Here is a 13991-nt window from a genome sequence, read left to right on the forward strand (position 1 = left end):
CGGCAATGCCCGACCCGGTAAATGCTCGACCGCGTAGATTTTGTCCGGACTGCAGAACCGCACAGGAGGCACCATGCCGGAGGCCGTCATCGTCTCGATCGCCCGTTCACCTATCGGCCGCGCCGGGAAGGGATCGCTGGTGAGTATGCGGCCGGACGACCTGGCCACGCAGATGGTCCGGGCTGCCCTGGACAAGGTGCCGGAGCTGGACCCCACCGAGATCGACGACCTGATCCTCGGTTGCGGCCAGCCCGGCGGCGAAGCCGGCTTCAACATCGCCAAGGTCGTCGCCACCCAGCTCGGCTACGACTTCCTGCCGGGCGTAACCGTGAACCGATACTGCTCGTCGTCGTTGCAGACCACCCGGATGGCATTCCACGCGATCAAGGCCGGCGAAGGCGACGTGTTCGTCTCGGCCGGCGTGGAGACGGTCTCCCGCTTCGCGAAGGGCACCCCGGACCACTGGCCCGACACCCACAATCCACTGTTTGCCACGGCCGAGGCGAGGACGGCGATCGCCGCTGAGGGCGGCGTCGAGTGGCACGATCCACGCGCCGACGACGCGCTGCCCGACGTCTACATCGCGATGGGACAGACGGCGGAGAACGTCGCCCAGGTCACCGGGATATCGCGGGAGGAGCAGGATCTCTGGGGGGTGCGATCACAGAACCGGGCGGTGGCAGCCGTCGAGGCCGGCTTCTTCGCCCGCGAGATCAGCCCGGTAACCCTGCCCGACGGCACGACGGTGACCGCCGACGACGGTCCGCGGCCCGGCACCACCTACGAGAAGCTGGCCCAGCTGAAACCGGTATTCCGTCCGGACGGCACGGTGACCGCGGGCAACGCTTGTCCGCTCAACGACGGCGCGGCGGCGCTGGTGCTGATGAGCGACACCAAGGCCAAGGATCTCGGGCTCACCCCGATTGCCCGGGTGGTCGCGACGGCCGTGTCCGGCCTCTCTCCGGAGATCATGGGCCTCGGCCCGATCGAGGCGGTACGCCGAGTGCTGAAGCTGTCCGGTCGGACGATCGACGACATCGACCTGGTCGAGATCAACGAGGCATTCGCGGTACAGGTGCTCGGTTCAGCTCGGGAGCTGGGGATCGACGAAGAGAAGCTGAACGTTTCCGGCGGCGCGATCGCCCTCGGACACCCGTTCGGGATGACCGGCGTCCGCATCGCGGCCACCTTGCTCAACAACCTGCAGACCTACGACAAGCAGTTCGGCTTGGAGACGATGTGCGTCGGCGGCGGTCAGGGTATGGCGATGATCCTCGAACGGCTCAGCTGAGCTGCAGTCGCCACATCGGAAACAAAAGCCGGAAAACGAAAAGGCGGCTGCCGGACACTCGTCCGAAGCCGCCCTTTTCGTTCGGGGCCGATCAGTCGTTCTGGAAGTAACTCAGCAGCCGCAGGATCTCCACGTAGAGCCAGACCAAGGTGACGGTGAGTCCGAAGGCAACGCCCCAGGCTGCCTTCTCCGGCGCGCCGGCCCGAATCATCTGATCCGCCGCGTCGAAGTCGAGCAGGAAGCTGAACGCGGCGATGACGATGCAGACCAGGCTGAAGATGATCGCGAGGGTGCCGCCGTCGCGCAGTCCGAAGCCGCCCGGGGTGAAGAAGCCGGCAACCAGATTGCCCAGCATGAGCACCAGGACGCCGATCATGGCACCGACCAGCATTCGGGTGAACCTCGGCGTGACCCGGATTGCGCCGGTCTTGTAGACGACGAGCATGCCGGCGAACACGCCGAACGTACCGAGTACTGCCTGCGTGATCAGCGTGGCGCCGCCCGCACCGCCGAACTCGACGTTGGCGAACATGAACGACAATGCGCCGAGGAACACACCTTCGGCCGCCGCGTAGCTGAGCACGATCGCCGGATTGTCCATCTTGCGACCGAACGTGGCGACGAGTACCAGCACCAACCCGATCAGACCCCCACCCACGACGAACGGTGTCGCCAAAGCGGTGTTCTGATCGGTGAGTACGTAGGAGATGACCGCAGCGAGGCTCAGGACGCCCAGCGTGATGCCGGTCTTGGTGACGACGTCGTCGATCGTCATCGCGCGCCCCGACTCCGGGCGGGCCCATGGATCGGCCGACCCGTACTCCTGCGCCTGCGGGCCGAACTGCTGAGTCATCTGGCCCGCGCCGGCAGCCGCCGACCCGAACGTGGCGTAGCCGCCGCCCTCTTGTTTCGGCAGGTTGCGGAACACCGGGTTGCTGGTGGTGCGCACCGTGCACATCCCTTCTCGTGGTGTAGTGCCCTTGTTTACCGTGAAAACGATCCGTTGCCGGCCCTTGTTCCCACTTACGGACAATTCGGACTCTACGCGTTGGGTGGATTTCCGGCGTGATTGCGGACAGAACGAGTGACCACGAACTTGGAACTACGAGCGATCACGTCGGTCGGCCCCACCGACCGCCACAGCAGGTCACGGTAACGCAGGTGGCCGTTGTACACCGTCCACAGCTCCCCGCCCGGGCGCAGTACCCGCCCAGCCGCGCGAAACATCTTCCGTGCCGTTCCGGTATGCACGGCCGCCTGCACATGAAACGGCGGGTTACAGACGATCAGGTCGGCGGCGGCGTCCGGAAACTCGGACATCGCATCGTCGCGGCGGACGCAGACCTGACCGCCGAGACCGTTCGCGGCAGTGGTCGCGACCGCCGACGCTACTGCCGCGGCCGATTGATCGGTTGCGACCACCTTCAGGCCCGGGCGGTCGAGCGCCAACGCGGCCGCGAGGATTCCGCTGCCACAGCCCAGGTCCACCGACTCGCCGGCGTCCGGCGCCATCCGGTCCAGATGGTTTAACAGAAACCTGGTGCCCCGATCGAGCCGCGACCCGCCGAAGACGGCACCATGCGATACCACCCGGAGACCGAGCTCCGGCAGATCCGCCTCGGCCGGGTAATGCAGCACCGCGCTCGGGCGGGTGCCGGCCGCAACGACAACTCGCGATTTCTGTCGCCCGCGGGTGGGCTGCACACTCCGGAACGATCGAGCCAGCACCTCGTTCATCGCCGGCGTGAGGTACTTGTCCCGACCGCCGGCGACGACCGTGACATCCGGTCGGGCATACCGGGCGATCACCTCGGCGATCTCGGTCAACTGCGCCAGCGATCGGGGAAACCGCAACAGGACCAGGCCGGCACCGTCGAGCAGCGCTGCGTCCAGGCTGTGCCGTCGATAACAACCGGCAAGACCCACCCGGGCGGCGTTGCGTGCCAACGCGAGCTCTCCGGTGAGTTCATCCTGATGGACTCGAATTCCATTCGCGCCGTGGGCGACCGCGGCACCAAGCGTAAGCGCCCCGTGCCGATCGTCGATGACGACAACCGTGCCCGGCAACGCCGCATCCAGTGCGGGACCGGCGACGTCGAGAACGAGTCGGTCCGCCGCATCGACCGCGACGAGGTCCGGCGCCTCGATATCCGGTCGGCGCGACAGCCCGGCGAACAGCTCGTCGAGTTCGACCACGACTCCATTGTCCCCGACCGATGGGCCGGCAGCGCACCGAGGCGTCCGACCGATGCTCGACTCGGTCGTAACGCAAACAACTTATGCCGAACAGCCGAACAGTTTCCGTTGCCGGACAATGTCATTCAGGTACAGCGTACGAATCTTGCTTCGATTCCCTTGCCATACAATCTATTTGCCAACCCGGTTCGCGACCGAAGATCCGATCGACCGTGACCCCGGACCCGGGATCCCCGCCCCGGGGTCACGGCGCGGTCTCACCCGGTGACCGACCTGACCGATCAGCACCGCGATATGACGTATCGGTCAGCGGGTGCGGCCCGATTGCGCGGATGCTGCGAGCCGGAACGCAGGGATGGTTCGCGCGACGTCGCGCGAACCGCCCAACTGCGATTTCATCGTGCACCTTCGTAGAGAGTTTGAGAACCCCTCCCCGGCCCTGAAAACCGTGGTTTCCCGGCTGTCTCGGGGCTCCTACAAGCGTAGCGAGCGGCCCTCGGAGCCGTCGATCACCGATGACAGGGGGCGGCTCGTCCATTCAGTTGGGAAGACTCAAACCTTCTTGAGCGCCGCCCAGGTGGATGAACTCGTCGCCTTGTACGGCGATGGACTGAGCATCGCTGAGGTCAGCAGGAAGTTCGGCATCTACACCAGGACGGCGGCCGCGCACCTGGTCCGTCGCTCGGTCCCGCTGCGTCAGCGAGGACTCGCAGCGGCGGACACTCCCGAAGCCGTGCGTCTGTACGAGGGCGGGCTGACGCTCGTGGAGGTCGGGTTGAAGTTCGGTGTCAGCCAGCAAGCAGTAAGAAGGGCGATGGCTGCGGAAGGCGTTGAGATCCGGCCCCGCGGCCGCCGATCGCTCTCCACGACTTGAGGAATCGAGGGGTGGGAGCGGATTGGCCCGACCGCGATGCCGATGACCGTACTGCCGGTCGCCCTCGTATTGCTCCTCTGCGGAGACTCACAGTCTCCGATGGCCGACTCCGTCGACTCGACCGACCAGGAGGTAAGCGAAGCGTCGCTTCAATCCAGCGGCGTGTTGTTGCGTGATACTCGACCACAAATGAGGTAGCGTTGCACGCAATCGCTTCGAAGGGGCAGGCATGACAACCGCGACTCTCACCTCACCCGGTTCGCCTGACGGCGAACGCAGGCTACTGGCCTTCGGCCTCTCCACCGAGCTGATCCACACATGCTTGCGGCCCGGGTTGTCCCGGGCGTCGAATCGCACATCGATGGCGCTGCGCTCCACTCCCGGCACGGACATCTATCACGAGTCGATGGAGCAGCTTCATCAACGGCTGTCTGCGACGGGTTGGCGGCTGGTCTACGTTGACCATCAGCCGCGTCTTCTACACCCCGACGGCCTGATCTCGTTCACCATCGCTTCTGGTACGAATGTCGCCGATCCCGATCATCGTCGGAAGCCGCGCACGCGCCGTAAGGGCAAGGCGACACGTGAGTCGCTGGCCGGTCCCCGTGTGCAGATGGCGGCCCTGTTCGAGGTGCCTGAGATTGAACAGGAGCAGGAATTGGTGGCTGCCGCACAGGCGGCGCCCCTGTGGCTGCTGGTGCACGAGCGCACCGACCGTGGCCTCAACCTTGAACTGTCCCGCCCGGCGGAGATGACCGCCAGCGGAATCGTCACAGACTGGGACGATCGCATCGTCATCGGATTCCTCGACCTCGACGGCGACCTGTCGGTCTTCGACGATCCTGACGATGATGGGATCGATGTCGCAGTCGAGCCGATCTGACGACTGCACCTCCTGAGCATGTTCAATCCATCGCGCCTGAAGCTGGCTCGTCAACGTTTGGCGTTGACATTGACCAAACTCGCCGACCAAAGCGGCGTCTCTCTCCGATCGCTAACCAACTACGAGAACGGTAAGCTCGCCCCGAACGAGGATAATCTCCTCAAACTTGCCAGGGCTCTCTCCGTGCCGCCGAAGTTCTTCGATCGTGACACGGCCGAGACCATCCCGGTCGAGGCGGCCAGTTTCCGCAAACTCAGCAAGACCACTGCCACCAGACGCGATGCAGTCCTGGCCAGCGCAACTCTTGCCGTCGAGTTCTTCGCGGTGATCGAGTCAAAGTTCAAGCTGCCTGCGCCGGATACCCCTTCGTTTGACAAGCTCTCACCTGAAGAGGCGGCCGATCTAGTCCGTCACCGATGGAACCTCGGCGACCGGCCGATCCCGAACATGATCCACCTGCTGGAGTCGAAGGGAGTCCGGGTCGCGGCGCTCCGCCATGAGTACACGGACATCGACGCGTTCTGTTTCGTACGCGACAGCTCACCGTACGTGTTTCTCAACACCTCAAGGTCAGGAGAGCGGCAACGCTTCGACGCGGCTCATGAACTTGGCCACCTTGTTCTCCACGGCGAACAAGACATGGACCCAAGCACCTCCAAGGAACGAGAGGCAGAAGCCAACCGGTTCGCGGCTACCTTCCTGATGCCGCGCACGGCCGTCCTCGCGCAATCCATGCACAACGCGAGCCTCGAACGCATCCTCGCTGCCCGCTCGTTCTGGAAAGTCTCCGCGATGGCAATGACGCATCGGCTCCACGAACTAGACCTCGTGAGTGACTGGCAGTACCGCAGCACGTGCATGACTCTGTCCGAGCGGGGATACCGTTCGACAGAACCAGGTGGCATCGTCCCGGAAACTTCACAACTACTGCGCAAGGTCATGTTCGGCTCCGCCAGCAAAGTGAACGTCCGCGATGCCGCAAGCGACCTCGATCTGTATCAAGACGATGTTCGTGACTTCATCCGCGACCTTGTTCCGGTAGCCGCATGAAATTATCGCGCCGTGGCCTCGGTGGCGATCGCTCTCTTGTCGCTGGCCGAGTAGGCCACCCATGACTGATCGCATCAACGCGTTTCCGCTGGGGACGGTCGAGGGAGTCTCGAAGATCATTGGCGACCTTTACAGCGGGACCGAGCTCACCCGCATTACCGCTGAAGTGCCGCTTCGCTCCGACCCGGGCGAAGGACACACCAAATGGCGACGCCTCGCTCACGCCGTCTCCAACAACCAGGCGAAGACCGGCACCGGTAACGCACTGATAGGGCTTGTCCGGGCCGCCATGCGGCCAGAGCGAACGCTCGACCGCAAGCCGCGCGCCGACGTCGCTCGTGACGAGCTGAATCAGGTCCTGTCTTTGGTGAGCCTCAAGGTCCTCCCCGACGGCCGGGTCGCGAAGACCAAGAAGGCATCTACCGACACCGAAGCGCTGGCCCGGTCAGAACGGCTCCACAAGATACTTGAGCAGCGCGGTGCACACGTCGCGGTACTCGCGTACTGCCGTGAAGACCTCGTGCGCAAGGACTACTACGAAGCCGTCTTCGAGGCCATCAAAGGCCTGGGCGCGCGAATACGGTCCGAGACCGGTGTCGACGCTGATGGATACGCCCTCATCGAGAAGACGATGGCCGGCTCCGCGCCAACGCTTCGGATCAACCATGGCCGAACCCGAACCGAACGAGATGAACAACTCGGTATCGCCAATCTCGCCAAAGGTCTGTTCAGCGCTTTCCGGAATCCTGTGGCCCACGAGCCCAAGCTGTACTGGACGATGAGCGAGCTGGACGCTCTTGACGTTATGGGAACGCTGTCCATGATTCACCGTCGCCTTGACGCTGCCATGCGCGAGAACGGTGAAGGAGCCTGAGCATGGCCAGAGTCACCTCGACCGAGCTCACCACCCGCATCGCCAGCACCGACACGGCGCTCACACTGGGCGGAGTCGCCGTCGTGGGCGCAGGATTGTCGGTCAGCAGCCGATTCCCTGCCACCCGCGGTCTTACGTCTCTTCTGTGGGACGCTCTGGACAACGATCTGCCCGCACGATCGACTCTGGCGGTCGCCTTGGGACGGAACGACACAGAGGCGAAGTCACTCGTCGGCGACGCGTGGTCAGAGGTGGAGCATGCCTGGGCGACCGTCGCAGACAATACAGCCGCACGCACCAGGTTCCAGAACCAGTTCGCCAAGCTCGATGCGGAACGTAGCGCCCAACCCTCCGTCGCTCACGAAGCCCTCGCACGCCTCATCCATGCTGGGGTCATCGAATGCGTGGTCTCACTAAACTGGGACACTGCGCTTGAGCACGCCTATCAGCGGCTCTACGGGACCTCCCTCCCGGTGGGTGTGCTCTTCAAACCGCACGGGGATGCCGCGAGGCTGAGCGAGTCGTGGACTTTGCCGCATGAGCCCGGAGTGGTGTCATCCGAAGTGCTCGCAGTGATAGCGGAGCTCCGCTCAACGCACGCTCGGACGCTTGTTGTCGTCGGCTATTCAGAAAGCGACGAGGTCGTAGTGGACGAGCTGGTGCAGCCACTCGATCAATCTTGGCGAACGATCCGCATTGGACCGCACGCGGCCGGAGCGGACGACATCCGGGAGACGGCCGAAGTAGTTCTGCCGCTCCTGGCTGAAAAGTACATGCTCCAGGAGGATCGCTCGTCGTGGCACACGGTGACCTACGGCGGCAGCCGAGGCGTCGAATCCTGGCTAGCGGGAGAGCGTCTCGGCCCGCAGGATGTGGACGCCTGTCCAGAACTTGACGAGGTCGAAACCGTCATGCGATCACTCCAGCACGATCGCGCCGTGGTCCTCAACGGACCCACGGGCTCGGGCAAGTCGATCTGCGCCTACCAGGCCTTACGAAGCCTTATGAAAGACGGGTACGAAGTCCTACGGCTGCGTGACAACGCACGTCAGAAGAGCGTGCGCTCCTGGCTCACAGACTTGGCCGCCTTCCCGCACCGGAAAGTTCTGTTCATCGACGATGCGCAGGATCTCTCCACGGACGCAGTGCGCGAGTTCGCGGAAGCCGCCACCCCTGACCAGCTCGTGTTGATCGTCGGCATCGATCATGTGGCGGGCGGTGTCCGGACAGTTCACCTCAGCGCTCGTAGCGCGGTAACCCGCCTCGCCCAATATGTGCGGGAGCAACGCACAACGCTCTTTCCCCGCATTAGCGCTCTCGATGACCACGTGGGAACCCACCCCCGCGACTTCCACTTCGAGCAACGCATCGACATCGCCGAACGCGAGGCAACCTCCTGGCAGTTCGCCTACACGCTCACCGGCGGGTGGCGAAGGGTTCGCAGACAGGCGCTCGAACTCCGCGACCACAACCGGGCAGACCTAGCACTGGTTGCAATCGCTATCGCTCAAGTCGCCGGAGTCGACTCTGGAGTGGGCCAAAACGAAGTTGAGGCGTTCCTGCCCATTCTTCAACGAGACCGGCCGTGGCTCGAAGGAGCCCTCGAAGAGCTGCGCTCCCGGCGGCTGATCTTGGAGTCCGACGGCCGCATCCGGTGCGCCCACCTTCGAGCAGCGCTGAATGTCATCTCCTGGAGCCTTCACCCACCCCGGCATGTGTTCCCGCCCCACCGTCGACCAGAAGTGCCACCGATCGCGTCTGCGTCGTCGGCGCGCCAAGACACGGCACCGACAACGGCGGAGTCCGTAGGCACGACGCCATCATCTACATCGCAACTTCCCCGGTCGGATATCGAAGCCGACCGGAAGACCGTCGGCGCCCTCATCAAGTCCGTGCTCAGTTCATCGTCAACGCCACTGCGAGGATGCGCGTGGCTTATCGGCCGCAACATGGACACCGACCCGCGTTGGATACTCCGCCACGAAGGAGTGCTCTCGGACTCGCTCTACAACGAGCTTGCTCGACGGGCACTCACCGTCCCCGCGGACGGCGACATCACCGAGGCAGCGCAGCTGCTGTCCGAGCTCGTGACATACTCCGACGGCGCAGTGATAGATACGGTCCGCGCGCACACGGCGCAACTCAAACGGTGGTACGCAGCGATCGCACCCGAAAACGGCTGGGCCCTTGGAGACCTCGCCAACAGCCTGCGCCAGCTCGACGCCGAATTCGCCGCCCAAGTCGCGGGATTCACCGATGGGCAACGACTCGCACGCCTCATCCTGGACGGCGGCTGGCCACACATCTACTCAAGCTCACATGCACTCGACCGCCTATGCAACATAGGTGGCGAGCCGCTCCGCGCCTCAACAGGACCGCATCTCGACGAGACAGCCTTCACGCATATGCTCGATGCCGCCCCGCCCGATTTGGCACACATCTCAATGTTGATCGAGAACCTCGCGGCTGCCGACCACGACCTTTCTCTGCGACTCCTCGAACACTCCGCACGAAGGATCGCATTGTTACTTTCCGCTGATCCAGTCCGACGATGGAACGACCTGTTCGGCCTGATATTCCGTGTCCTTGGCTACGGCGCGATTTCCTTCGGCGACCGAACCAGCCTGCCGAAAAAATGCCGACCCGCTGCGCGCGCCCTTATCCGCGAACTCGACCGCGACAAAGTCGCACACACTCTCACCGGCCCACAGGACCAGTGGGGACAGATGAACTTCGACGTCTTTATCGGCCTGGTCGAGAAGACAGATCCCACCACGTTCACTGCGATCGCAGACCGGATCGACTTCGCGAGGCTCGAGAAATCACTGGCCGTTCCAGAAGGACGACCAACGCGGACGGGCCTCTACCTCTGCTTGCAGCTATCAGATCAGAAGCCCGACCACGTCCACGCGATCCTCGACCGACTGGAACCATCACTCACGGAACTCGATTCTTTCATCGCCTTCATCGCCCCCGACGTCGCCGCACGCGCGCTGCGACGAGGACTCCCGCTCGACCTTCAGCTCGATCACCATCACTGGGGCTGGGCGACCGCCGTTGTCGCTCGTCTCGCCGAGCACGATCCCGACCTTGGAAGAGAAGTAGTCCAGGCAAACAGAGACGGGATGATCGAGGGTCTCACCAACAACACAACGAGCCCCTTCGACAACCTCAGCAAGTGGGTAGAGCTCTGTGATCATCTCGACTCCGCCCTGATCGACGCCCTCATCGCAGAACTTCCCGAAGGGGCCGTGTCGAAATGGGATCGAGCCATCAAACGTCCGCAGCGCTACGGACACTGGCGTCGCGACCAGATCGCTCCTCTAGTTCTTCGCGCATCCAGGGCTGGCGGGCACGTCCAGTCTGAGGCTTTACAACTACTCCGGCGCTTCCCAACACTCGCAAGGGAAACGGCAGCTCCCTGATCGCAGGAGACGAGAGTGCGATGTTCTCACAATTCCTACCGATCAACATTTGCGTCAGAGTACGACCGTCGCGGGGAGTGGGATGGCGATTTCGCCGGACATGAATGAGGGGTGGGCGGCTATGCCGTCCACCCCTCATTCTGCCGGTTGTAGCTACGCTCCGATGGGTTGATAGCGAGCCGACTTCAAGGCGTAGTTTTGCCGGCGCACGCGGCGACGCTCGGCGCCCTCCTGGACGCGGATGCGGAGCAGGAGGGCGAGGCTGACCGGCCCCATCACGAGGAACTTGAGCGCGTTCCAGATGAACAGGAGCACGAGGAGGTTGAGCCAGCCGGGGCCGCCGTCCTCGATGATGCTGGTGCAGATGCTCGCGGCGAGCAGGTAGGGCGCCGCGAGGAGCATCGCGGGGATGCCCCACTTCAGTCCGCGCCGGGTGCGGATCAGGTCGAGCAGGATGTTGGTGGGCATGTAGCGCCGCAGGAAGTAGCGGATGCGGACACTAGCCGCCCAGAGCAGTCGAAGCATTGTTCTGCCCTCTCATCACACGTAGTTCTCCGTCGAGGAGGCAGTACGTGGATGATCGCCCCGAAGGGCCTTGTCCCGAGGGACCCGCAGAGAGAGGAAACCTGCCTCGTCTTCTACTGTACGACTGGTCGGCGACGGTCGGTAGAGAAGGCGCGGTTGCCTGAACCATGTCGGCGCTCGTCCCTACGCTGGAACCATGACTTTCACCGCCCTCCATCGCGCGCTCGGACTCGCACCCGCTCCGCTGACGGATGTTCTGCTCGACGCCGCCGTGGCTGCCGGAGTGGTGGAGGCGAACGATCTGGATTGGAAGTCGGAGCTCCCTCCAGCGAAGGGCCTGCCTCAGACAGACTTCCCGAAGGACGTTGCTGCGATGGCGAACAGCGGCGGCGGCGTCATCGTGTTCGGTGTGCGCGAGTCGCAGAAGGCGGCGGTCGAGCGAGTCGATGTCGGTGAGCTGGATGAGGCGTACGAGCGTTCCTTGCGGAGTGCGGCGATCACCGCCATCTCACCGCCCGTCTTCGGGCTCAACGTGCACCGCCTCGGAACCGCAGGGAGTCGAGCCGTCATCGTGGAGGTGCCCGCGAGCCTCGACGGGCCACACCTGATCTACAAGAACGACTACTTCGCCGCTCCGGTGCGCAACGACTCAGACACGGTGTGGATGAAGGAGCGGCAGATCGAGGCGATGTACCGCGCTCGTTTCGAGGAACGTCGGCACGCGACCGAGACGTTGGATTTGCTGTACGGCGAGGCTGTAGCGGGGCGGGACTCTGACAAGCGCGCCTGGCTGATCGCGGTTGCTCACCCTCGCATCCCACGCTTCCGCGACCGGCTGACGCGTGAGGAAGCCCGAGGGGTGCTGACGAAGACCGTGGGACTCGCCCTGACCTACGCCGGCCGCGGAGGCGTCCACCCGCTGGAGAACGTCGACCGCGACAATCCGCGCCCCGGCTTGCGCCGCTGGGTGGCTGTGAACGCGGCGACCGGCGAACGCTCGGTCTGGAGGGAAGCGTGGATCAGCATTCACCATGACGGCTCCGTCACGGTTGCCGCGGCGGTGGGCGGGCAGCGCATGAGCAGCGACGGGTACTTCGAGGGTTGGCAGGTGGAATCTGCCGCGATCGAGTGCGCCATCGCCGATCTGCTGGCGCTCGCGAGGACTACAGCGGAGACCACCGGCAACGACGAGTACGACGTGCGCCTTGGAATCGAATGGGCTGGTGAGAAGCCGTTGACGATCCTGACGAAGGACAACATGGGGTTCACCTACGATGGCGTTTCAGTCCCGCTGCACCGCTACACGCCGGTCGAGACCACTGTGAACGCCACCGAGCCGGCGGCAGATTTCTTCTGGCACGTTCACGACTTCGCTCAGGACTGTGTGAATCAGGGCGGCATCTCGAACGTGCTGATGATCCAGCCGCCGGCCCGCGACGAGCCGGCGTAACCCGGACTCGCCGCGAGTGCCGCACCGAGGCGGGTTCGCTTCGGCTCGCTGCGCAGGCGGTTTCGGCCTCGTCTATTAGGCGGCGGGGTGCACGACGGCGGGTTCCAGCGCCCAGTCGCGAACGCCCCTGCCGTCGACGAAACGCCATTCTGCGTGGCACTTGTCGCAGTCGATCCTCACGTCGTGCTCGCGGAAGCCAGGGATGTTGTCGTGCTCTTCGACGATCGTCCCGTCTCCGCATGGGCACAGGAACTCGTAGCGCTCTACTGTCCCGGCACCAGCGCCCCATCCTCCGTGGTTGTGTGCGTCTCCGCCGACCGGCTCGGTGCGGATGGGCGCGGGTGAGGGCTCTGTCCGCATCCACTCGGCGATCGAAGTGACCACGGCGTCATAGGCCTCCGGCGAGTGGGAGACCTCGTGGAAGATGGCCAGGAGCTCGTCGGCGGTGCGAGCGACGCGGTGGTCGCTGTCTCGGACGCCGGCTGCGTAGTCGCCGGCGAGATCGCCCACGACATCGTTGCGGCTGACCTGCTGGACGAGCCAGTCGTGGAACGGAGCCGGCTCTGCGACCGGCTCCGGCCGGAGCCAACCTTCGGTGATGAGTTCCCCGGCGGCAGCCCGCGCGAGCGCGGCGCGCAGGTGCTCGTACCCGGCGGGACGGTAGTGGTCAGCCTGCGGCCGGGTCTGACCCGAGCCGACCATCCGGCGCACGTAGTCGTGCTCGCGCTCCGAGACGCCGATCAGGAGGTTCGGACCGTCGCCGTCCGGGTCTGTGATCGGAAGTCCCAGCGCTGCCGCCGCCCAGATCAGGCGGCCGTTGGACACGTATGAGAAGTGGGGGCTGAGGAACCACTCTGCGGTGTGCTTCAGGGAGTAGCTGCCGACCTCTGGAACCTCGGAGCCCGAGGTGGGCGTGAACATCCGCAGCATGTCCGTGATGAGGGCAAGCTGGATGTAGTCGGTCTTGCCGTTGAAGCTCCACGGCGAGTCCGAGCGGACGCCGTTCTCGCCGAGGCGGGGAGCGCCGCCGTTGGCGCCGATCAGCTCGTGATCGTTGAGGGCGGCGATCAACCGTCGCGCGCTGACCCGTGGACCGAGGAGTCCTTGGGCCAGGGGGGAACTCATCTGCCGCAGCGCGGAGGTGTAGTTCGTGCCCGTGAAGGCTGACCAGGCGCGCGCGTCCTGCTGGAACGCGCGGCTCGGAGTGTTGTTGTTGGGAGTCATCTCATCTCTTGTTCCGGGCTATGCACCCCACGCCTGCCAGCCCTGTGACTTGAGAGAGGTCTCGAACCAACAGGTACTGCTTCTCTGGATTCCGCATCTGCGGTTGTCCTCGACGTCTTCGCCGCGTGGGGGGCTCGGACTCGGAGACAGGCAGTCCAGACTGCCTGTGCACAGCGTACCCACCGAGGCTCCACCCGTC

Annotated in this window: 11 protein-coding genes; 7 read left to right on the forward strand and 4 right to left on the reverse strand. The window is 64.5% G+C overall.

The genetic code is table 11. From position 1 onward, the window contains the following. Window positions 1-73: 73 nt before the first annotated feature. Window positions 74-1291 carry an acetyl-CoA C-acetyltransferase gene (locus KV203_RS14090; protein WP_066470219.1) on the forward strand — a complete coding sequence of 406 codons (1218 nt, stop codon included), beginning with the start codon at window positions 74-76 and terminating at the stop codon, window positions 1289-1291. A 91-nt stretch (window positions 1292-1382) separates the two neighbouring features. Here KV203_RS14090 and KV203_RS14095 read toward each other — a convergent pair whose 3' ends face one another. Both KV203_RS14095 and KV203_RS14100 read right to left on the reverse strand, forming a co-directional pair. Beyond that, window positions 1383-2240, reverse strand: coding sequence for a Bax inhibitor-1/YccA family protein (locus tag KV203_RS14095; RefSeq protein WP_174522046.1), 858 nt, complete (start codon window positions 2238-2240; stop codon window positions 1383-1385). Window positions 2241-2332: 92 nt separating this feature from the next. Beyond that, window positions 2333-3487: a class I SAM-dependent methyltransferase gene (locus KV203_RS14100; protein ID WP_066470215.1), complete on the reverse strand. Its 1155-nt coding sequence runs from the start codon at window positions 3485-3487 to the stop codon at window positions 2333-2335. Window positions 3488-3842: 355 nt separating this feature from the next. Here KV203_RS14100 and KV203_RS14105 point away from each other — a divergent pair, with 355 nt between their 5' ends. The 5 genes from KV203_RS14105 to KV203_RS14125 all read left to right on the forward strand — a co-directional run bounded on the left by KV203_RS14105 (window position 3843) and on the right by KV203_RS14125 (window position 10593). Then, window positions 3843-4361, forward strand: coding sequence for a hypothetical protein (locus KV203_RS14105; RefSeq protein ID WP_246600156.1), 519 nt, complete (start codon window positions 3843-3845; stop codon window positions 4359-4361). Between the two features lie 229 nt (window positions 4362-4590). Then, window positions 4591-5244, forward strand: a complete 654-nt coding sequence (locus KV203_RS14110; protein ID WP_157079797.1) for a hypothetical protein — start codon at window positions 4591-4593, stop codon at window positions 5242-5244. Between the two features lie 18 nt (window positions 5245-5262). Next, on the forward strand, window positions 5263-6294 hold the full coding sequence (locus KV203_RS14115) for a helix-turn-helix domain-containing protein (protein ID WP_066470203.1): 1032 nt from the start codon (window positions 5263-5265) through the stop codon (window positions 6292-6294). 61 nt (window positions 6295-6355) lie between these two features. After that, entirely contained in the window at window positions 6356-7168 is an 813-nt protein-coding gene (locus KV203_RS14120; protein ID WP_066470200.1) for a TIGR02391 family protein, read from the forward strand. A gap of 2 nt (window positions 7169-7170) precedes the next feature. Then, window positions 7171-10593 carry a P-loop NTPase gene (locus KV203_RS14125; protein ID WP_066470198.1) on the forward strand — a complete coding sequence of 1141 codons (3423 nt, stop codon included), beginning with the start codon at window positions 7171-7173 and terminating at the stop codon, window positions 10591-10593. A 153-nt stretch (window positions 10594-10746) separates the two neighbouring features. Here the strand turns inward: KV203_RS14125 and KV203_RS14130 are convergent, their stop codons facing one another. Then, complete coding sequence (locus KV203_RS14130; RefSeq protein WP_066470194.1) at window positions 10747-11118, reverse strand: sulfate permease; 372 nt, start codon at window positions 11116-11118, stop codon at window positions 10747-10749. A gap of 196 nt (window positions 11119-11314) precedes the next feature. Between KV203_RS14130 and KV203_RS14135 the strand changes: the two genes are divergently transcribed. After that, the gene (locus KV203_RS14135; RefSeq protein ID WP_066470193.1) at window positions 11315-12568 is read left to right on the forward strand and encodes an AlbA family DNA-binding domain-containing protein; all 1254 of its coding nucleotides are present in this window, start codon (window positions 11315-11317) and stop codon (window positions 12566-12568) included. 75 nt (window positions 12569-12643) lie between these two features. Here KV203_RS14135 and KV203_RS14140 read toward each other — a convergent pair whose 3' ends face one another. Beyond that, complete coding sequence (locus KV203_RS14140; RefSeq protein WP_217995972.1) at window positions 12644-13792, reverse strand: hypothetical protein; 1149 nt, start codon at window positions 13790-13792, stop codon at window positions 12644-12646. Window positions 13793-13991: the final 199 nt, after the last annotated feature.

This window comes from Skermania piniformis, from assembly GCF_019285775.1.
Taxonomy (GTDB): Bacteria; Actinomycetota; Actinomycetes; order Mycobacteriales; family Mycobacteriaceae; genus Skermania; species Skermania pinensis.

What these genes read in the sequence shown, in the direction of transcription:
- KV203_RS14090 (WP_066470219.1), top strand. Translation starts at nt 74, where the DNA reads ATGCCGGAGGCCGTCATCGTCTCGATCGCCCGTTCACCTATCGGCCGC.
- KV203_RS14110 (WP_157079797.1), top strand. Translation starts at nt 4,591, where the DNA reads ATGACAACCGCGACTCTCACCTCACCCGGTTCGCCTGACGGCGAACGC.
- KV203_RS14130 (WP_066470194.1), bottom strand. Translation starts at nt 11,118, where the DNA reads ATGCTTCGACTGCTCTGGGCGGCTAGTGTCCGCATCCGCTACTTCCTG.
- KV203_RS14120 (WP_066470200.1), top strand. Translation starts at nt 6,356, where the DNA reads ATGACTGATCGCATCAACGCGTTTCCGCTGGGGACGGTCGAGGGAGTC.
- KV203_RS14125 (WP_066470198.1), top strand. Translation starts at nt 7,171, where the DNA reads ATGGCCAGAGTCACCTCGACCGAGCTCACCACCCGCATCGCCAGCACC.
- KV203_RS14115 (WP_066470203.1), top strand. Translation starts at nt 5,263, where the DNA reads ATGTTCAATCCATCGCGCCTGAAGCTGGCTCGTCAACGTTTGGCGTTG.
- KV203_RS14105 (WP_246600156.1), top strand. Translation starts at nt 3,843, where the DNA reads ATGGTTCGCGCGACGTCGCGCGAACCGCCCAACTGCGATTTCATCGTG.
- KV203_RS14140 (WP_217995972.1), bottom strand. Translation starts at nt 13,792, where the DNA reads ATGACTCCCAACAACAACACTCCGAGCCGCGCGTTCCAGCAGGACGCG.
- KV203_RS14135 (WP_066470193.1), top strand. Translation starts at nt 11,315, where the DNA reads ATGACTTTCACCGCCCTCCATCGCGCGCTCGGACTCGCACCCGCTCCG.